The 18,153-nt window shown below is 69.9% G+C and carries 18 protein-coding genes; 8 read left to right on the forward strand and 10 right to left on the reverse strand.

Annotated features, from left to right (window positions below; translation table 11 throughout):
* On the forward strand, positions 1-255 hold a 255-nt coding region (locus tag ACSMFO_RS24070), incomplete at its 5' end, for a hypothetical protein (RefSeq protein ID WP_436460594.1).
* A gap of 436 nt (positions 256-691) precedes the next feature.
* Here the strand turns inward: ACSMFO_RS24070 and ACSMFO_RS24075 are convergent.
* The 3 genes from ACSMFO_RS24075 to cofC are packed head-to-tail and all read right to left on the reverse strand — an operon-like array spanning position 692 to position 4,591.
* The gene (locus tag ACSMFO_RS24075) at positions 692-1,627 is read right to left on the reverse strand and encodes an NUDIX hydrolase (protein ID WP_436460595.1); all 936 of its coding nucleotides are present in this window, start codon (positions 1,625-1,627) and stop codon (positions 692-694) included.
* Positions 1,624-3,927, reverse strand: a complete 2,304-nt coding sequence (locus ACSMFO_RS24080; protein WP_436460596.1) for an RNA degradosome polyphosphate kinase — start codon at positions 3,925-3,927, stop codon at positions 1,624-1,626. The genes ACSMFO_RS24075 and ACSMFO_RS24080 overlap by 4 nt, the downstream gene beginning before the upstream one ends.
* A 58-nt stretch (positions 3,928-3,985) precedes the next feature.
* On the reverse strand, positions 3,986-4,591 hold the full coding sequence (gene cofC / locus ACSMFO_RS24085) for a 2-phospho-L-lactate guanylyltransferase (protein ID WP_436460597.1): 606 nt from the start codon (positions 4,589-4,591) through the stop codon (positions 3,986-3,988).
* Between the two features lie 90 nt (positions 4,592-4,681).
* Between cofC and ACSMFO_RS24090 the strand changes: the two genes are divergently transcribed.
* The 3 genes from ACSMFO_RS24090 (at position 4,682) to ACSMFO_RS24100 (ending at position 7,176) form a co-directional block, all read left to right on the forward strand.
* The gene (locus ACSMFO_RS24090) at positions 4,682-5,425 is read left to right on the forward strand and encodes a lysophospholipid acyltransferase family protein (protein ID WP_360134980.1); all 744 of its coding nucleotides are present in this window, start codon (positions 4,682-4,684) and stop codon (positions 5,423-5,425) included.
* On the forward strand, positions 5,425-6,438 hold the full coding sequence (locus tag ACSMFO_RS24095; RefSeq protein ID WP_436460598.1) for an NAD(P)H-dependent glycerol-3-phosphate dehydrogenase: 1,014 nt from the start codon (positions 5,425-5,427) through the stop codon (positions 6,436-6,438). The genes ACSMFO_RS24090 and ACSMFO_RS24095 overlap by 1 nt, the downstream gene beginning before the upstream one ends.
* Positions 6,439-6,696: 258 nt before the next feature.
* Complete coding sequence (locus tag ACSMFO_RS24100; RefSeq protein WP_073848054.1) at positions 6,697-7,176, forward strand: cysteine dioxygenase; 480 nt, start codon at positions 6,697-6,699, stop codon at positions 7,174-7,176.
* Positions 7,177-7,222: 46 nt separating this feature from the next.
* Here the strand turns inward: ACSMFO_RS24100 and ACSMFO_RS24105 are convergent, their stop codons facing one another.
* The 6 genes from ACSMFO_RS24105 to ACSMFO_RS24130 all read right to left on the reverse strand — a co-directional run bounded on the left by ACSMFO_RS24105 (position 7,223) and on the right by ACSMFO_RS24130 (position 12,618).
* Entirely contained in the window at positions 7,223-8,236 is a 1,014-nt protein-coding gene (locus ACSMFO_RS24105) for an asparaginase (protein ID WP_016336441.1), read from the reverse strand.
* Positions 8,237-8,866: 630 nt separating this feature from the next.
* Entirely contained in the window at positions 8,867-9,691 is an 825-nt protein-coding gene (locus ACSMFO_RS24110; RefSeq protein WP_436460599.1) for a class I SAM-dependent methyltransferase, read from the reverse strand.
* Complete coding sequence (locus ACSMFO_RS24115; protein ID WP_436460600.1) at positions 9,688-10,068, reverse strand: VOC family protein; 381 nt, start codon at positions 10,066-10,068, stop codon at positions 9,688-9,690. The genes ACSMFO_RS24110 and ACSMFO_RS24115 overlap by 4 nt, the downstream gene beginning before the upstream one ends.
* A 42-nt stretch (positions 10,069-10,110) precedes the next feature.
* Positions 10,111-10,848: an FAD:protein FMN transferase gene (locus ACSMFO_RS24120; protein ID WP_436460601.1), complete on the reverse strand. Its 738-nt coding sequence runs from the start codon at positions 10,846-10,848 to the stop codon at positions 10,111-10,113.
* The gene (locus ACSMFO_RS24125) at positions 10,845-11,264 is read right to left on the reverse strand and encodes an FMN-binding protein (RefSeq protein WP_436460602.1); all 420 of its coding nucleotides are present in this window, start codon (positions 11,262-11,264) and stop codon (positions 10,845-10,847) included. Before ACSMFO_RS24125 ends, ACSMFO_RS24120 begins: the two co-directional genes overlap by 4 nt.
* Positions 11,265-11,280: 16 nt before the next feature.
* A complete protein-coding gene (locus tag ACSMFO_RS24130) occupies positions 11,281-12,618 on the reverse strand; it encodes a ferredoxin reductase family protein (protein ID WP_436460721.1) in 1,338 nt (445 codons plus the stop codon).
* Between the two features lie 146 nt (positions 12,619-12,764).
* Between ACSMFO_RS24130 and ACSMFO_RS24135 the strand changes: the two genes are divergently transcribed.
* Complete coding sequence (locus ACSMFO_RS24135) at positions 12,765-13,460, forward strand: response regulator transcription factor (protein WP_436460603.1); 696 nt, start codon at positions 12,765-12,767, stop codon at positions 13,458-13,460.
* Complete coding sequence (locus ACSMFO_RS24140; RefSeq protein WP_436460604.1) at positions 13,457-14,893, forward strand: sensor histidine kinase; 1,437 nt, start codon at positions 13,457-13,459, stop codon at positions 14,891-14,893. The genes ACSMFO_RS24135 and ACSMFO_RS24140 overlap by 4 nt, the downstream gene beginning before the upstream one ends.
* A 154-nt stretch (positions 14,894-15,047) precedes the next feature.
* Here ACSMFO_RS24140 and ACSMFO_RS24145 read toward each other — a convergent pair whose 3' ends face one another.
* Positions 15,048-15,701 carry a pyridoxamine 5'-phosphate oxidase family protein gene (locus ACSMFO_RS24145; protein WP_436460605.1) on the reverse strand — a complete coding sequence of 218 codons (654 nt, stop codon included), beginning with the start codon at positions 15,699-15,701 and terminating at the stop codon, positions 15,048-15,050.
* A 90-nt stretch (positions 15,702-15,791) separates the two neighbouring features.
* Between ACSMFO_RS24145 and ACSMFO_RS24150 the strand changes: the two genes are divergently transcribed.
* Together ACSMFO_RS24150 and ACSMFO_RS24155 are read left to right on the forward strand one after the other, a co-directional pair.
* Positions 15,792-17,150 carry a PLP-dependent aminotransferase family protein gene (locus tag ACSMFO_RS24150; RefSeq protein ID WP_360097686.1) on the forward strand — a complete coding sequence of 453 codons (1,359 nt, stop codon included), beginning with the start codon at positions 15,792-15,794 and terminating at the stop codon, positions 17,148-17,150.
* Between the two features lie 33 nt (positions 17,151-17,183).
* Entirely contained in the window at positions 17,184-18,152 is a 969-nt protein-coding gene (locus ACSMFO_RS24155; protein WP_436460606.1) for a zinc-binding dehydrogenase, read from the forward strand.
* The last annotated feature ends 1 nt before the right edge of the window (position 18,153 follow it).

Below are 18,153 nucleotides of genomic sequence, written 5' to 3' on the forward strand. Positions count from 1 at the left end.
CGCGCCGCCGCCACGACGACGCGCGCCGCCGCGAAGCCGGCCGCCAAGGCGACCGCGACCAAGGCCGCGGCCAAGACGACCGCGACCAAGGCCGCGCCGAAGACCGCCGCCAAGGCCACGACTCGCGCCACCACGGCCAAGAAGGCGACCGCCACCAAGGCCGCCGCGAAGCCGGCCGCCAAGGCGACCGCTGCCAAGGCTCCCGCGAAGAAGGCTCCGGCCAAGCGGACTTCGGCTGCCGCGAAGAAGAAGTAAGCTCCCTCTCCACGAGTGAGCCAACGGCAAGGCCCCGCGCACCGCGCGGGGCCTTGCCGCATTTTCAGGGCCTCTGTTCAGCCCTGACGCGCTCGCGCGCGGTCTCCGGGGATCTTGTCCCGTCACGGATCCGTGGCGGCCCTGCGGGCGAATGTGATGCGATTCTCGCGCCCTCAGGCGAAGTCGCGGAAAAGAATCCGCTTCGACCGTCACTCCGATGGACGCACGGTCCCGCTCACTGGCTCCACAGTGGAGCGACGTGCGCCGGTTCGCCTCGACACCGCCGGAGTAGGCACGTCACCCACGTGGGGGAGCCGCACGACGTTCATCCGTGCTTGGACACCGAACTCACGTGATTGAAGCCGGATCTCGCGTGTTTGGAAGCGATCCGCCTCCAAACACGCGTGATCCGGCTTCAATCACGCGTGATCCGGTTTCAGGGATGGGCGGGCGCGGGCGTGGGCAAAGGCGACGCGAAATAGTCCGCGGCCACCAGTACCGGCCCGTCCTCCTTGGTCGGCGCCCGGAACGACAGCACCCAGAACGAGCCCTTCTTCGACGGCACCACACCGCCGCGCGCGGCGGTCAGGTCGACGCCGTCGCGGTCGGCCAGCGCGCTGACGACGTCCGGGATCACCCCGCCCTGGCTGGAGATCACCGGTGTCCCACCGTCTCCGGCGATGGCCAGCAGCCGGGCGACACCGAGCACCGGGTCCGGCCAGTAGCCCTCTTCCGACAGCAGCGGCTCGTGCCGGATCTCGACCCCGAGATCCTCGGCGAGCCCGTTCACCGTCTGGACGCATCGAAGCCGCGGCGCCGAAAGCACCCTGCCGGGCGCGTAGTGCCGCAGCAGCGAACGCAAAGCCTCGGCCTGACGCTGGCCCGCGTCCGACAGTGGCCGCAGATCGTCGTCGCCGTTCCACTCCTCGCGTTTACCCGCTTTGGCGTGCCGCACCAGGATCACCGTGGTGAGTTCGGGCGGCAGCGCGGAGAACTCGCGCAGCACCCGGACGTCGCCCGGCCGCGTCAACAGTTTCTCCGCCGACTCCGTGTCGAGCCAGCGCAGCTCGTCGACCTCCTCGTTCGGCGCGAACGCGCCGGAAGCCGCGTGCGCGGAGAAGTAGTCGACGGTCTTCGGCGCTCCCGCCACGGTGTATTCGGTCCGGACCAGATACCGGCCGAGCACCGCTTCGAATCCGGTCTCCTCGGCGATCTCCCGGACCGCCGCGCCCGCGATGGTCTCGCCCGGATCCAGCTTTCCCTTCGGCAGCGACCAATCGTCATAGCGAGGCCGGTGGACCAGCGCGACCTCGATCCGGTCGCCCTGACGGCGCCAGAGAACGGCTCCCGCCGCCCGCACGGTCCCGCTCATCCCGCCGCTCCGTGCCGCTTCGCCAGTTCGACCTGGTGGTCGCGGACGTCGTCGCCGGACGCGGGGAACGGCGTCCATTCGCCGGTGGAACCCAGCACCCAGCACCGGGTCGAGGGATGCAGCGCGGATTCGAAGATGTAGTCCAGCTGCGCCGTGAGTTTCGGATCCTTGACCCGCACCAGCGCTTCGATCCGGCGGTCGAGGTTGCGGTGCATCATGTCCGCGCTGCCGATCCAGCGGGTGCCGCCGGCGAGGAAGGTGAAGATCCGCGAGTGCTCCAGGAACCGGCCGAGGATGGAGCGCACGTGGATGTTCTCGCTCAGTCCCTCCACACCCGGCTTCAGCGCGCAGATCCCGCGCACCACGATGTCGACCGGGACCCCGGCCTGTGAGGCGTGGTACAGCGCGTCGATCACCTGCTCGTCGACGAGAGAGTTGCACTTGATCCTGATCCCGGCGGTCTGGCCCGCCCTGGCGAGCTCGATCTCCTCGCCGATCGCGCGCACGATGCCGCGCCGGATCCCGTGCGGCGACGTGAGGATGTTGCGGTAGGTGTCCTGGCGGGAGTAGCCGGTCAGCACGTTGAACAGATCCGTCAGGTCCGCGCCGATCGTCGGGTCGGCGGTCAGGATGCCGAGATCCTCGTACAGCCGCGCCGTCTTCGGGTTGTAGTTGCCGGTGCCGATATGGCAGTAGCGGCGGATGGTCGAACCCTCCTGGCGCACCACCATCGACACCTTGCAGTGCGTCTTCAGTCCGACGAGCCCGTAGACCACGTGCACGCCCGCGCGTTCCAGTGTGCGGGCCCAGGTGATGTTGGCCTGTTCGTCGAACCGCGCCTTGATCTCGACCAGCGCGACGACCTGCTTGCCCGCCTCGGCGGCGTCGATCAGCGCGTCGACGATCGGGGAATCGCCGGAGGTGCGGTACAGCGTTTGCTTGATCGCCAGCACCTTCGAGTCCGCGGCGGCCTGTTCGATGAACCGCTGGACGCTGGTGGAGAACGAGTCGTACGGGTGGTGCACGAGGACGTCGCCCTCGCGCAGCGTCGCGAACACCGACTTCGGCGTCTCGCGCTCACCGAACGCCGGATGCGTGGCGGGAACGAAAGGGCGGTCCTTGAGTTCCTTCCGGTCGACGCCGGACAACTGGTGCAGGCAGGTCAGATCCAACAGACCCGGGACCTCGACGACGTCGCGCGGGTCGACCTCCAGTTCGCGCAGCAGCAGTTCGAGCATGTGCTCGCTCATGTCCTGCGCCACTTCGAGCCGCACCGGCGGGCCGAACCGCCGCTGCGCCAGTTCGCGTTCCAGCGCCTGGAGAAGATCCTCGTCCCGGTCTTCCTCGACCTCGAAGTCCGCGTTGCGGGTCACCCGGAACGCGTGGTGCTCGGTGACCTCCATCCCGGTGAACAGCTCGCCGAGATGCGCGGCGATCAGTTCCTCCAGCGGCAGGAAGGTCGCGGTGCGGACCTCACGCGGCTGCTGCTCGATGCGCATCAGGCGCGGCACGTTGCTCGGCACCTTGACGCGCGCGAACCGCTCGGTGCCCGCTTCCGGGTCCCGGACGGTGATCGCGAGGTTGAGCGAAAGGCCGGAGATGTAGGGGAACGGGTGCGCGGGATCGACGGCCAGCGGTGTGAGCACCGGGAAGATCTGCTCGCTGAAGTAGTTGGACAGCCGGAGCTGGTCGGCGCCGGTCAGGTCGTTCCAGCCGACGATGTGGATGTCCTCGTCGGCCAGCTGCGGCCGCAGGTGCAGCTCGAAGGCGTTCGTGTGCCGCTCGACCAGGTCCTGGTTGCGTTTGGCGATGTACGCCAGCTGTTCGCGCGGGGTGAGCCCGTCCGCGCTGCGGACCGGGAGGCCGGTCTCGTCGCGGCGTTTCAGCCCGGCGACCCGCACCATGTAGAACTCGTCCAAATTGGACGCGAAGATCGCCAGGAACTTGGCGCGTTCGAGCAGCGGCTGCGACTCGTCCTCGGCCAGCGCGAGCACGCGCGCGTTGAAGTCCTGCCACGACAGCTCACGGTTGAAGTACCGGTCGTCGGGAAGGCTCTCGACGGCCGTGGGCGCCGAAGTCACCGCGGGCGGCGCGGCGGGCAGTGCGCGGAACTCCTGGGCGGGGCGGCTCGCCGAGCCACCACGCGTCGCGCGGACGGCCGTGCGCGGGATCGAACTGTTCGTCTTCCGCGCACGGACGGGTTTCGCCGTGCCGTTGTCCGGTTCCGGTTTCGCGGCGGAGGTCTTCCGCTTCCTTGCCGAGTTCGGGGTGCCGCCGTCATTTGTGCTCACGGGCTTCATTGTTCACCACTCGGGGCGATTATGTGCGCCGCGCGCGGGTCGGCAGGGTGAACTCTCGTCACATCACCACGCAGGGTGTTCCCAGCAGCGTTGAAGTGCGCTTTCCGACACCGAGGGTGCGGACGTGAGCGAGATCATCCGCGGTGTCGACGTCGGCGCGAAGCGATTCCGCGGCGATCGTGAGCGGGGTCGCACCGGAGGCGGTGTGCGCCCGCGCGGAACCCGTGCCGAAGCGGGGTGCCAACGCCTGCCCGGCGCCCGCGAGCAACAGGGTGGTGCCCGTTCCCTGCCGGTCCGCGACGAACGCCCGTCGTCCGGCGGCCCCGGCCAGCGCGGCGGTGAGGTCTTCGGTCCGCAGCGCGGGCAGATCGGCCTGCAGAGCGCCGACGAGACCGGACGGCCTGTCCCGGCGCAGCAGTTCCTCGCCGTGGCGCAGGGCCGCGTTCAGTCCGCCGCGCGACGGTTCGGTGACGATTTCGACGCCCAGCTCGGTGAGATCCGCCACGGACGCCGGGTCGGCGGCGACCACCAGCACCCGCCGGACCCCGTCCGCCGAGGTCGCCGCGGACAACGTGTCGTAGGCCAGCGCCAGCACCAGTTCGGCGTGCCGCTCCGGCACGACCGCGCCGCGAAGCCGGGACTTGCCCTCGGCGGGGCGTTTCATCGGCACTATCAGGTCAAAGCCCACACGGTCCACATCTCACTTCTTACCCGACCCTCCCTGGACCGCGCTCGTATGCGCGCGGCAGGATCAATGGCCTGGGACGACACGTGTGACTTCGAGGAGGACGAATTGGCCCGGCGTGAGAAGGGCGGCATCTGGGTGGGCATCGCCGCCGCACTGTTCTACCCGGCGACGGCCATCGGCAAGCGGGTCTACCGCAACGCCGAGCGGATCCCCCGCGAAGGCGGCGCGCTGCTCCTGCTCAACCACGTGTCCCACATGGACCCGGCGGTGGACGCGGTGTTCGTGCACCGGCAGAAGCGGGTGCCGCGGTTCCTCGGCAAGGAGAGCCTGACCAGGGCGCCGCTCTTCGGCAAGATCTTCGTCGGCGCCGGGCAGATCCCGGTGTCCCGCGGTTCGGCCGCCGCCGGCGACAGTCTCAAGGCCGCCCACCAGGCGTTGCGTGACGGCAAGGTCGTGGTGATCTATCCGGAGGGGACGATCACCAAGGATCCGGACGGCTGGCCGAAGAAGCCGTTCACCGGGGCCGCGCGGCTCGCGCTGGAGACCGACGTGCCGGTGATCCCGATCGCCCGCTGGGGTACGAACCACATCTTCAACGGCTACACGAAGAAGTTCACGCCGTTCCCGCGCAAGAAGATCACGCACCTGGTCGGCGAGCCGATGGACCTTTCGGCGTACAAGGAAGGTTCGACCCGCAGCGCGTCCAAGCTGCGCGAGGTCACCGACCTGATGATGACGGAGATCACCGCGCTGCTCGCGGAGATCCGGCAGGAGGAACCGCCCGCGAAGAAGCCGGAGGACGACGCCTGATGGCCGAGGTCCAGCGGGTGACCGTGCTCGGCGCCGGATCGTGGGGGACGGCGTTCGCCAAGGTGCTCGGCGACGCCGGTCGCGACGTGACCATATGGGCCCGGCGGCCCGAGGTCGCGGCCGAAATCCGGGAGCGGCATCTCAATTCGTCCTATTTACCCGGTATCGCCTTGCCGGAGCGGATCACCGCGACGGCCGATCCGGCGGAGGCTCTCGACGGTGCGCAGGCCGTGGTCCTCGCGGTGCCGAGCCAGACCTTGCGGACCAATCTCTCGGAGTGGTCCGGTCTGCTGCCGTCCGACGCGATCCTCGTGAGCCTCGCGAAGGGTGTCGAGCTGGGCACGCTCAAGCGGATGAGCGAGGTCATCGCCGAGATCGCGCGGGTCGACGACGGGCAGATCGTGGTCGTGTCCGGGCCGAACCTGGCGAAGGAGATCGCGCTGGGACAGCCCGCGGCGGCGGTGCTGGCCTGCACCGACCACGACAACGCCAAGGCGATCCAGCAGGCGAGCTTCAACCAGTACTTCCGGCCGTACACCAACACCGACGTCGTCGGCTGCGAGCTGGGCGGGGCGTGCAAGAACGTCATCGCGCTCAGCTGCGGGATGGCGGCGGGGCTGGGGCTGGGCACCAACACCACCGCGACGCTGATCACCCGCGGGCTGGCCGAGATGGCCAGGCTCGGCGCGAAACTCGGCGCCGATCCGCTGACCTTCGCCGGGCTCGCCGGTGTCGGCGACCTGGTGGCGACCTGCTCGTCGCCGTTGTCGCGCAACCGGACCTTCGGCGAGCGGCTCGGCAGGGGCGAGACGCTGGAGCAGGCGCTGGCGGCCACCGGCGGCCAGGTCGCCGAGGGCGTCAAATCGTGCACGTCGATCCGGGAACTGGCGATGGGCCTCGGTGTCGACATGCCGATCACGGACGCGATGCACCGCGTGTGCCACGAAGGTGTCGACCCGCGGCGTGCGGGAGCCGAGCTGCTCGGGCGGTCGCAGAAGCACGAGTGGTCCTGAGGGAGACCGCAATATCGCGACAGACCGGGGCGGATCCGTGTTGCGAGCATGGACGTCAGGTGCAGAACTCACGGTCCACGGTATGAGATCTGTTGACCGCCGGGCTCCGCACTGGTTCGCTGGGCGCATGTTCGCACGTGGGATGACTGTGTCGCGGGGCCTCTCGGGTCTTGGCGTGGTCGCGTGCGCGTGTCGCTGTTGTCGGTGAACCCAGCCCCGGCCCAGCTCGACACCTACTTCCTTTGCGAGGACACCGCCATGTTCGCCGTCCCGGACAACACGCTCGTCATTCCCGAAAACCCCGCCCTGCGCCATCCGGTGCGCGTCGCGCTCGAGTTCGCCGCGGACCGTGACCGCTGGCGGCACCTGCTGCGTTACGACCCCGAGGAGCGCTTCTCGGCTCTCGTCGACGCCGATGAACTGCAGGAGATCTGGTTGATGAGCTGGCTGCCCGGCCAGCACACCGACCTGCACGATCACGAGTTCGCCGCGGGCGCGTTCACCGTCGTCAGCGGGAAGCTGAGCGAGACCGTCGCCCGGCGCGCGGCCGGCGGACGTGCCGTGACCGAGCTGCACTCGCTGTCGGAAGGGCAGTCCCGCGTCTTCGGTCCCGGCTACATCCACGAGGTGCGCAACGACGGCCCGGATCCCGCCGTCAGCGTGCACGTCTACCGGCACCGGCCCCGCGCCATGCGGCCGTACCACCTGGACCCCATCTCAGGCCCTTCTCGCGTTTAGTCCTCTGAATGCGTTCCTTACGCATTCAGAGGACTAAACGCGGGGGTTAGGCGAGGTCGCCGCGCAGGCGGAATTCGGCTTCGACGCGTTCCCGGGAGGCGCCGGTGGCGAGCAGGGTGTGCAGCAGGAGCCGGGATTTGCGCGGGTCCAGCCAGCCCGCCATCGTCGCGCCCATCGCGATCAGGTCCGACTCCGAACCCCGGAAGCCGTAGGTGCCGCGGAACGTCGGCCCGGCACCGGTGCGGCCGGCGACCACGATCGGCACCTCCGCCAGGGCCCGCTCGATCACGTCGGCGGACCCCGCCGAAACGTGCCCGGCGCCGTTGGCGGCGAGCACCACTCCCTTGACCCCGGCCTTGACCAGCGTTTCCAGGAGTTCGCCGGTGTCCTCGACGCCGCTCTCGACGATCGGCACCAGCCCGGAGAAGTCCGCGTTCTCCAGCGGCAACGCCGCCGGACGGGCGGCCGCCGGATGGAAGTAGTGCACCAACCCCTCGCTGACCAGCGCGAGCGGGCCGGCGGGAGCCGAGGAGAACGCCTCGACGTGGCTCGAATGCGTCTTCCGGACCCAGCGTCCGGCGTGGACGTCGTCGTTGAACGCGACCAGCGAGCCGCGGCCCCGGCTGCGGGGATCGGCGGCGACGGTCAACGCGGCGAGGATGTTCCCCGCGCCGTCGGCGCTGGGCAGGCTGGGGTTGCGCATCGCGCCGGTGACCACGATCGGTGCCTCGGAAGCCCACGTCAGCTCGAAGAAGTACGCCGTCTCTTCGAGCGTGTCCGTGCCCTGGATCACGACGACGCCTTCAGCGCCTTCGTCGACGGCCCGGGCGGCCCAGTCCCGCGTCCTGATCAGGGTCGCGAAGTCCATCGAGGCGCTGGAAATCCCCGCCAGCGTCTCCGCGCGGACGTCCATCTCGAGGTTCTCACCCAGGTCGCCGAGCAGGTCGGCGGCGGTGAGCCGGGGGACGGCGTGGTCTTCGCCGTCACCGGGGACCATGGAGATGGTGCCGCCCAGGGCGGCGACGGCGACAAGGGGCCGTTTCTCAGGGGAGACGCTCATGCGGACATCTTCCCAAAACTTTGTGGAGGGTAAGGCGAATGTGACACGGCCGCTGGGCGCCCCGGCCCGGACAGAAGCGATGCCCTGAAGGCCACCTTTGAGACATCCAGCGTCCCGAAGGGGCCTTCAGGACGCTATGCCTGACAAGACACGTTTGACTTTCTCGACTCTGAAGTACGTGAAGGCCCCCTTCGCCGCGTCTAGCGCCAGGGCTCTGGCAAAGTCGCATAAGCGCTGGTCAAGCGGCGACGAAGGAGGCTCGTCACACTGATCCCATATCGCTCGACCATCCACAGGGGACACTGCCAAGGCGGTCGTGCCCGGTTTGGGTGTATTCCGGGGCGGTCGTGAGTGTTTTTGGTCGTTCTAACGACAATCACCACTCACGACCCCGCTCGGAAACCGTACAAATAAGAATTAAACGGACATTTACCCGCCTGTCGGCGTCCTTTGTGGACGGAAACCAGGCGAACCTCCTGTCATCCGCCGTTCGCCGAGAGTGGCACCGGCCAGCGCTTATGCGACTTTGCCGGAACCCTGGCGCTAGACGCGGTGAAGGGGCTTCACGCGCCTCCGCTGTGACTACTGGGACCGGTGGTGTTGCGGGTAGCGACCTGCGAGCCCCAAGGCTCACCGCGCCTTGACGGCCTCGATGGTGAAACTCGCCGCAAGCCGCTGCGGATCCTCGGTCAGCCGCCATTCCCCGGTCGCCTCGTTCAGGGTCATGAACCCCGGCAGCGCGTTCCACGGCACGCTGTCGTGCTCCACCAGCCGCGTCAGCGTCAGCCCCGCGTCGAGCAGCGAAGTGACGATCTCGCCCAGCCCGTGGTTCCATTCGTGCGTCCGGTTGTGCTGGAACGAAACGTCGGTGTCCACATAGGTCCCCGGCTCGTCGAACACCAGCGGTTCGGCCTGCTCGAAATACGGGTATTTCGGCGTGATCTGCGGCTGCGTCTCGTCGAGAGTGCCCAGCATCGGATGCATGTCGCGGATGAACAGCCGTCCGCCCGGCTTCAGCAGCTTCCCGACGACCTGTCCCCAGCGGGCGATGTCCGGCAGCCAGCAGATCGCGCCGATCCCCGTGTAGACGAGGTCGAATTCCCCGGCGCCCAGCACGTCGGCGGCACTGTACACATCGGACTCGTGGTAGTCGATCTCCGCGCCGGTCCCGGCGGCCAGCCGTCGCGCGATCTCCAGCGCGGGCGCGGAAAAGTCGAGACCGGTCATCCGGGCGCCGAGGCGGGACAGGGAAAGCGTGTCCGTGCCGATATGGCACTGGAGGTGGACCCCGCGCGCGCCGGAGACATCGCCGAGCAGCGGCTGGTCGAAGGTGACCACGCCGCTGAGATGCGCCGGATCCGCGACGAACTTCTCGTAGCCGTAGTCGGCCGAAGCGGCGTGCGCGGGAGCGCGTTCGTCCCAGTTCGCCCGGTTGACCGTCACGTAATCCGTCACGCCGTCGCGGCCTTCTCGGCGGCGCTGCGCAGCACGCAGAATTCGTTGCCTTCGGGGTCTCCGAGGACGACCCAGCCGGTGCCGTCGGGATTGCGCCGGTCGTGCAGGAGGGTCGCGCCGAGCTTCAGCAGGCGCTCCACCTCCTCGTCGCGCGGGATATCCGGCGTGAGGCAGAGGTGGATCCGGTTCTTCACCGTCTTCGGCTCCGGGACCTGCCCGAAGAACAGCGTGACATCGTTGTCCATCTCGATGATCGTCTCGGGGTCGCCGGGCACGTCGTCGTCGGCCATCGGTTTGCCGACGACACCGCTCCAGAAACGGCCCAGTTCGTAGGCGTCGGCGCAGTCGAAGAAGAAGTTCTGTACGACAGAGGTCATGACGCCGCAGTCTGCCCGAGCCCGCGGAACCCGGCCAACGGTTTACGCCAGCCGCAGCCCCGGCGACCGGTGCACCTGCCGTTCCGCGTCGATGACCAGCACCTGGCAGCCCGGCCGCGACGCGACCCACGCGATCCCTTCCGTCCCCATCGCGAAGGCGGCGGTAGCGAGGGAATCCGCGGTGACGAGGTCGTCGGCGGCGACCGTGACGCTCAGCAGCCCGACGGGCGGGCGTCCGGTCCGGCCGTCGAGGATATGCGCGCCGCGTTCGTATTCGGCCGACGTCGCGACCGCGCCGCCGGACGATTCCACCACGGCGCAGACCGCGTCGGGCCGTTCGGGATGCCGGATGCCGACCCGCCAGGCGCGGCCGGGTTCCGGTTCGCCGGAGGTGATCACGTCGCCGCCGGCGTTGATGCAGAACACGTCCAACCCCTCGGCCAGCAGCAGCGACGCCGCCTGCTGCACCGCCCAGCCCTTGACCACCGCGTTCGGATCGAGCCGCCGTCCGGGGAGCCGGGCGCTGAACGCTCCGCCGGACAGCCGTTCGTAGTGGTCGCACAGCGAAAGCACTTCCAGGAGGTCGTCGCTCAGTTCCGAAGGCGAGAGTTCGCCGCGGTCGTAACGGCAGACCTCGCTGTCGGCCTTGAACGGGCTGAACCGCGCGTCGACCTCCCGCAGCCAGCCGAAGACGCCGTCGATGGCGTGGTCGACGAGCCCGCCGCCCGCCCGGACGTCGACCGAGACCGGCAGCCCCATCACCTGTTCGACGCGGTTCATCTGGTGTCCAGCGCCGCCTGCAACGATTTGACGTACGACTCGCTCGTCGACGTCGCCCCGGAAACGGTGTCGATGTCGGCGCTCTGCGCGGTCAGCGTCTCCTCCTGCAGGATCGGGATCGCGTCGACCCCTCGGCCGCTCGTCGGCCGTTGCAGCAGACGGACTTCGGAGATCTTGTCCTCGGCCGAGATCACCAGCCGCACCTGCACGGTGCCGTACCGGTTGCTCTCCACCGAGCCGTCGAGGGTGCGTTCGGCGCCCTCGGACGCTCCGCCGTCCGCACTCGACGACGGTGCCGGGGCGGGCGCCGCGACGGCCACGGTCTCCGAGCCGAGCGGGCCGGGTTCGTACAGCCACACACCGAGGAAGCCGGCGGCCGACAGCGCGACAGTGGCCGCGACGATGGTCTTCTTCATGATCGGGTCTCCTGGTTCAGGCGGCGAGGCTGAAACGTTCGGCGTGGACCTGGCTGCCCGGCACCCGCAGTTCCCGCAGGCTGCGCAGCGTCGCCGAGGTCATCCCGGGCGGACCGCAGACGAAGACGTCCCGGTCCGCGATATCCGGCACCAGCCGCCGCAGATTGGGGGCGCCGAGGACCGGACCGGCCTGATCGGACGGTCCACTGAGGACTCGGACGGCCGCGCCGCGCGCTCGTGCCAACCCGATCAGCTCCGGCAGGAGGACGGCGTCACGTGCGTCGCGGACGCGGTAAAGCACCACGACGTGCCCGGAGATCTCCTCCAGCAGCGCGCGGATCGGCGTGATCCCGACGCCGCCCGCGACCAGCAGTGCGTCCGGTTTCTGTTGGTGCATCGTGGTGAACGCGCCGTACGGGCCTTCGGCGAACACCCGGGTGCCGACCTTGAGCGACCGCAAGGACGCGCTGCCGTCGCCGGCGGCCTTCGCGGTCAGCCGCAGGGTGCGGCCGTCCGGTGCGGCGGAGAGGGAGAACGGATTCGCCTGCCACCAACGATCCCTGGTCAGGAAGCGCCACAGGAAGAACTGGCCCGCCCGCGCGGGCATCTTGTCGAGATCCTTGCCGGAGATGTACACCGAGACGACGTCGCGGGATTCGGGCACCACGGCGACGACCTTCAACCGGTGCCGCAGATTCCGCGCCAGCGGCAGCACCACCCGGCCGGCGACGACGGAGCCGAGCGCGACACCCCACACCGCCCACCAGTAGACCTGTGCTCCCGGCGAAGACGCGAACGATCCGCCCAGCGCGATTTGGTGCGTGAACGCCAGCACGACCGCGGCGTAGGTGTAGAGGTGGATGAAATGCCAGGTCTCGTACGCCAGCCGTCGCCGGGCGAACCGGGCGGAGACGGCGCCGACGAGCAGAATGAGCGCGAACGCGACGACCGCGCGCAGGATCCCCTCCAGTTTGGTCACCATCGTGACGAACTCGTCGACCACACCGTTGTCCTCGACCTGCGCGTAGCCGAAGACGATGAACACGAAATGGGCGAGCAGCGTCCACAGCAGGCCGAACCCGGTCCAGCGGTGCCAGCCGGTGAGCCGGTCCATGCCGAGGCGGCGGTCGAGCCAGGGCAGCCGGGCGACCAGCAGCAGCTGGAACGCCATCGTCAGCGCCCCGTACAGCCCGGCGAGCCTGCCGATGCTGATGAGCACGTTGTCCGACGGCCCGGCGGCGAAGAACAGCACGGTCACGGCGGCCACGTTGGCCCCGAGGAAGAGGAAGAGCCCGGCGCGCGCGGCGATCCTGGGCCGGATCGCCGGGCGCGGTCTCACGGCGGTCTGCGTCATGGTGGTCACACGTGGTCCCTTCCGGTCCGGTTCAAGTGCCGAGCCTGCTGTGCCAACCTGTGACCTTTCTTGGCGGAAGCTGTCGGCTTGCTGTCGTGTGCGGTCCCGCCTCGCCCTCGCGCGCGCGTTCACGGAGGATGGCTTTCGTGAACACCGAGAACCCCGTGCGCCTGCTGGTGGTGGACGACGAGCCGCATATCGCCGATCTGGTGGCCACCGTCGCCCGCTACGAGGGCTGGCAGGCAGTGACCGCCGGATCGGGCGAGGCCGCGCTGGCCAAGGCGGCCGAATTCGTGCCCGACATCGTCGTGCTCGACCTGATGCTGCCCGGGATCGACGGGTTCACCGTGCTGGACAAGCTCCGCGAGGCCGGGACGGCGGTGCCCGTGGTCTTCCTCACCGCGAAGGACGCGACCGCGGACCGCGTCGCCGGGCTCACCCGGGGCGGTGACGACTACCTCGTGAAGCCGTTCTCCGTCGAGGAACTGATGGCGCGGCTGCGCGCGGTCCTGCGGCGGAGCACCAACCAGGCCAAGGCCGCGGTGCTGCGGGTCGGCGACCTGACCCTCAACGAGGACACCCGCGAGGTCGCCCGCGACGGCGAACCGGCCGACCTGACCCCGACCGAGTACGAACTGCTGCGCTATCTCATGCGGCATTCGCCCTCGGTGATGACGAAGGCGCAGATCCTCGACCACGTCTGGGAGTACGACTTCGGCGGCCGGTCCAATGTGGTCGAACTCGTCATCTCGCATCTGCGCCGCAAACTCGACACGGGCGACGAGCCGCTGATCCACACCGTGCGTGGCGTGGGCTACGTCGTGCGGCAGGCGGCGAGATGAAGATGCTGCGCCGGTGGTACGACGCCTGGCGCCTGTCGAGGCTCGGGACGCGGCTGGCGCTCGGGCTGGGCGCGCTGGCGCTGGTGGTGTTCGCCGTCGTCGGCACCGTGATGGTCGGCATCATGAAGGGCTATCTGAACGACCGGCTCGACGAACAGCTCGCCAAGACCCAGATCAGCCAGGTGCCGTCGCTGCGCACCACGCACGGCGGGAAACCGCAGCAGGCCTACGGCTGGTTCTCCGCGGTCTTCGCGGTGCAGAACGGCGACGCGCTGCCGCAGGCGGGCGGTTCCCTGCCGCCGGACACGAAAGCGCTCGAAAAGGTCGCCGAGGACGCGACGCGGACCGAGGTCCTGCGCACCGTCTACATCGAGGACAAGGGCACGTACCGGGTCCGGGCCTGCCCGATCGAGCCGGCGCGGAACATCGTGCTGGTCAGCGCCGCGCCGCAGGCGGACCTGGACCGGACGGTCAGCCAGCTGATCATGGTCGAGGTCGTCGCGTTCCTGCTGGCGCTCGCGGTCCTGGTGATCGCGGGACGGCTCGTGCTGCGGCGCGGGCTGCGGCCGCTGAGCGACATGGCCGGGACGGCGCACGACATCGCGTCGCACGACCTCACCACGAACGCCGATCTCCCGGTGCGCGCGCGGGCGAACGGCGGCGGCGCCGAGGTCGAGGAACTGCGGACGGCGTTCAACGTCATGCTGGCGCATCTGGATTCCTCGCTGGTCGCGCGCCGGGAGGCGAACGAACGGCTGCGTCGGTTCATCGCCGACGCCTCCCACGAGCTGCGCACGCCGCTGACGTCGATCCGGGGCTACGCCGAGCTTTTCCGCTACGCCGCGGCGAACGAACCCGCCGAACGCGAGGCGCATCTGGCGAAGATCCGGGAAGAGACGCAGCGGATGAGCGTGCTCGTCGACGACCTCCTGCTCCTCGCGCGCCTGGACGCGCCGGAGAGCGAACCACCCTTGCGACTGGTCGGCGTCGACCTCGCCGAGCTGATCACCGACGCGGGCGAGGCCTTCGCGGCCGGGCGCCCGGAGCATCCGCTGAGCGTCGGCGCGTTACCGGAAGGTGTTGTCCTGCAAGCGGATCCGGTGCGCCTGCGGCAGGTGCTGGACAATCTGCTCGCCAACGCCGCGGTGCACACGCCGCCCGGGACCGCGGTGACGTTGTCGGCCGCGGCGTCGGGTTCGGAGGTCGTCCTGCGGGTGAGCGACGCCGGGCCCGGGATCCCGCCGGAAGCGCGGGAACGGATCTTCGACCGGTTCTACCGGGTCGACACCGCCCGCACGCGCGGCAACGGCGGGACCGGGCTCGGGCTTTCGGTGGTGCTCTCGCTGGTTTCGGCGCACGGCGGGACGATCGAGGTCGAGAGCGTGCCGGGGGCGACGACGTTCTCCGTGCGGCTGCCGCGCCACCGCCCGTGACCCCGGTTCGGAACAGAGCCGCGCCCCTGGGAAAGCCTGGTCGAAGGTAAGTCCGTGAAGGCCTCCCCGAGTACATGAAGGCCCCCTTCACTGCGTCTAGCGCAAGGAAGGGGGCCTTCATGTACTCGGGGAAGTGACCAAGAGCGGCGCGCGACTACCCGACGCGCCGCTTCACATGGTCCGGCACCGTCCACTCACCGACCAGGTCCACCGACGGCTCCGGCTCTCCGAACACGGTCCGCACCGGCAGCACCCCCGCCCACGAAAGATCGTCCGCGACCTCGTCCTCGGGATCGTCGGGACCTTCGCCGCGCATCTTCACCGACGCCTCGGTGAGGTCCAGCTCCAGCACCGAAACGGACGCGAACTCCTTCGCGTTGATGTCCCGTGCGTGTTCCCACGAACCGGGCGCGAGGTGGTCGGTCAGCACGTGGAGGCCGTGCATCTTCCGGTCGCGGTCGGTGACCGCGGCGGCCTTCCCCAGGATCACCGCGCTGCGGTAGTTCATCGAGTGGTTGTTGACCGAGCGCGCGTAGACGATGCCGTCGAGCAGGGTCACCGTGACGCAGACCTCGACGCCGTCGGAGTCGCGCATACTCCTCGCCCCGGTCGATCCGTGCAGGTAGAGCGTGTTGCCGTCCCGGCCGTAGCCGGTGGGGATGACCAGCGGGACGCCGTCGCGCACGACGCCCAGATGGCAGATCAGGCCTTCGTCGAGCACCGCGTACAGCGCCGAGCGGTCGGTGAGCGCGCGGTTCTTCTTGCGGCCGAGGGTGGTCCGGTCGGTGGGAGAGAGCGGGGTGGACATGCGACCAGTCTCACCCAGGAGAGTGGCCTGTAATAATGTCCAATTCTCCTATACTTGAGAAGGCCACTTCCCTCCAGTGCGGAGTAATCCATGTCCGACACCGCCCTGCCGGTCAGTCTCGACCGTGATTCGGCCGTCCCGCTCGCGGTCCAGCTGGCCGACGCGTTGCGCGCCGCCGCGGGCGACGGGCATCTGCGCGGCGGGGACAGGCTGCCTTCGACCAGGGCGCTCGCGAGCCGTCTCGGCGTCAGCCGCACGGTGACGTCGGCCGCGTACGAGCAGCTCCACGCGGAGGGCTGGATCGCCGGCCGCCACGGCTCCGGCACGTATGTCACGACCACGCCGCCCGCGGACAGGCCGTCGAAAGGGCCCGCGCCCGGAACACCCGCCGCGCCGCCCACGCTGGTCGACCTCACCCCGGGTGTCCCGTGGGCCGACGGCGTCGAGAAGGCCGCTTGGCGCCGCGCGTGGCGGGCCGCCGCCGATCCGCGCCCGACCTACCGCGAGGACCGGGCCGGGCTGCGCGCGTACCGGGACGCCGTGTCCGAACATCTGCTGCGCCACCGCGGTCTCGCGGCCGGAACGGTGCTCGCGACCGGCGGGACGACGGCCGCGGTGATCGAACTCGCGGGCGCGATGCTCTCGCGCGGGGACCGCGTCGCGATCGAGGAGCCGGGGTATCAGCGGGCCGTGCAGGCGTTCCGCCGGGCGGGGATGGAGGTCGTGCCCGTCCCGGTCGACGAAGAGGGCCTGCGTCCGGACGCCGTCCCCGCCGATGTGCGCGCGGTGTACTGCTCGCCCGCGCATCAGTATCCGCTCGGCAGCCGGATGAGCGCGTCGCGCCGCGTCGACCTGGTCGAACTCGCGCGTGCCCAAGGCATGCTGGTGATCGAGGACGACTACGACGGCGAGCTGCGGTTCGACGTCGCGCCGCTGCCGCTGCTGGCCGCGCTCGCGCCCGACGTCGTCGCGCATCTCGGGACCACCAGCAAGATCCTCACCCCGGCACTGGGCGCGGGCTGGATGGTCGCGCCCGCCCCGGTCGCGGCCGCGGTGCTGGAGTACCGCGAGGCGACCGGAACGCGGCCGTCGCCCGCGGGGCAGCGGGTGCTCGCCGAACTGGCGCGGCACGGCGATCTCGGCAGGCATCTGCGGAAACTCCGGCGGGAACTGTCGGAGCGCCGGTCACTGGTGTCGGCCGCGCTGACGTCGGCGGGGATCCCGGTGCTCGGCGACGACGCGGGCGCGCATCTGGTCGTCCCTTGTGGATCCGCCGAGGAGGAGGCGGCGCGGATGGCGGCGGCGGAACGCGCCGGGATCCGGCTCGACGGGCTGGCCCGGCACTTCGCCGGGACGCCGACGGTGTTCGGGAACCTCATCGGTTACGCGGGCTGCTCGCGCGAGGCGCTCCACACCGCGCTCAAACCGCTGATCGCCGTTCTCGGTTGACCTCGACCAAGCTGGAGGTCATAGCTTGCGTTCATGCGTGAGATCAGAGTGTCCCGGTTCGGCGATCCCGGCGTCCTCGAGCAGGTCGAAGTGCCCACTTCCGAACCCGGAGCGGGGGAGCTCCGCGTCGCGGTGACGGCGGCCGGGGTCGGCTGGCTCGACGCCCTCATCCGGCGAGGTGACGGTCCCGACGTGTTCGCCGTCGAGCCGCCGTACGTCCCGGGCGGGGCGGTGGCGGGCACCGTCGACGCGGTGGGCGACGGCGTCGACGAGGACTGGCTGGGCAAGACGGTCCTCACCCACGCGCCGGGCGGTTATGGCGGGGGATACGCGGACACGGTCGTCGCGCTGCCGGACGACACCTTCCCGATCCCGGAGAAGCTGGATCCCCGGCACGCGGTGGCCCTGTTCGACGACGGCAGTACCGCGCTGGCGTTGCTGGAGAAGACCCCGGTCGCCGCCGGCGAGCGGATCCTGGTGATGCCGGGTGTGGGCGGGCTCGGCAGTGTGCTGGTGCAGCTCGCCCGCGCCGCGGGCGCGACGGTCGTCGCGGCGGTCCGAGGCGAGGAAAAGGCGGCGATCGCGCGGAAACTGGGTGCCGAGCCGGTCGACTACTCGGCGGCGGACTGGACGGGGGAGATCCTCGCCCGCACGGGAGGCCACCGGCTGGACGTGGTCTTCGACGGCGTCGGAGGTGAACTGGGCGCCGCCTCCTTGACCTTGCTGGGCAACGGCGGACGCTTCTCCGGCTACGGCATGTCCAGCGGGACGGAGACGGTGATCGGTGACGCCGACCGCGCCCGGCTGTCCGTTGTGGACATGGCGCAGCTGGTCGGGTTCTGGCCCGACAACGCGCGCCGGGTGCGGGAGATCCTCCGGCGGGCGGCCGAAGGAACGGTGACCCCGGTCATCGGCCGGACGTATCCGCTGGCGGAGGCGTCCGCCGCGCACTCGGACATCGAGGCGCGGCGGTACACCGGGAAGAGCCTGCTCCTGCCCTGAG

Origin of the sequence: Amycolatopsis sp. w19, from assembly GCF_051373225.1 — a bacterium.
Classification (GTDB): Bacteria; Actinomycetota; Actinomycetes; order Mycobacteriales; family Pseudonocardiaceae; genus Amycolatopsis; species Amycolatopsis japonica.

What these genes read in the sequence shown, in the direction of transcription:
- ACSMFO_RS24150 (WP_360097686.1), top strand. Translation starts at nt 15,792, where the DNA reads ATGTCCGACACCGCCCTGCCGGTCAGTCTCGACCGTGATTCGGCCGTC.
- ACSMFO_RS24105 (WP_016336441.1), bottom strand. Translation starts at nt 8,236, where the DNA reads ATGAGCGTCTCCCCTGAGAAACGGCCCCTTGTCGCCGTCGCCGCCCTG.
- ACSMFO_RS24140 (WP_436460604.1), top strand. Translation starts at nt 13,457, where the DNA reads ATGAAGATGCTGCGCCGGTGGTACGACGCCTGGCGCCTGTCGAGGCTC.
- ACSMFO_RS24075 (WP_436460595.1), bottom strand. Translation starts at nt 1,627, where the DNA reads ATGAGCGGGACCGTGCGGGCGGCGGGAGCCGTTCTCTGGCGCCGTCAG.
- ACSMFO_RS24145 (WP_436460605.1), bottom strand. Translation starts at nt 15,701, where the DNA reads ATGTCCACCCCGCTCTCTCCCACCGACCGGACCACCCTCGGCCGCAAG.
- ACSMFO_RS24125 (WP_436460602.1), bottom strand. Translation starts at nt 11,264, where the DNA reads ATGAAGAAGACCATCGTCGCGGCCACTGTCGCGCTGTCGGCCGCCGGC.
- ACSMFO_RS24080 (WP_436460596.1), bottom strand. Translation starts at nt 3,927, where the DNA reads ATGAAGCCCGTGAGCACAAATGACGGCGGCACCCCGAACTCGGCAAGG.
- ACSMFO_RS24095 (WP_436460598.1), top strand. Translation starts at nt 5,425, where the DNA reads ATGGCCGAGGTCCAGCGGGTGACCGTGCTCGGCGCCGGATCGTGGGGG.
- ACSMFO_RS24090 (WP_360134980.1), top strand. Translation starts at nt 4,682, where the DNA reads ATGGCCTGGGACGACACGTGTGACTTCGAGGAGGACGAATTGGCCCGG.
- ACSMFO_RS24100 (WP_073848054.1), top strand. Translation starts at nt 6,697, where the DNA reads ATGTTCGCCGTCCCGGACAACACGCTCGTCATTCCCGAAAACCCCGCC.
- ACSMFO_RS24120 (WP_436460601.1), bottom strand. Translation starts at nt 10,848, where the DNA reads ATGAACCGCGTCGAACAGGTGATGGGGCTGCCGGTCTCGGTCGACGTC.
- cofC (WP_436460597.1), bottom strand. Translation starts at nt 4,591, where the DNA reads ATGAAACGCCCCGCCGAGGGCAAGTCCCGGCTTCGCGGCGCGGTCGTG.
- ACSMFO_RS24155 (WP_436460606.1), top strand. Translation starts at nt 17,184, where the DNA reads ATGCGTGAGATCAGAGTGTCCCGGTTCGGCGATCCCGGCGTCCTCGAG.
- ACSMFO_RS24115 (WP_436460600.1), bottom strand. Translation starts at nt 10,068, where the DNA reads ATGACCTCTGTCGTACAGAACTTCTTCTTCGACTGCGCCGACGCCTAC.
- ACSMFO_RS24130 (WP_436460721.1), bottom strand. Translation starts at nt 12,618, where the DNA reads ATGACGCAGACCGCCGTGAGACCGCGCCCGGCGATCCGGCCCAGGATC.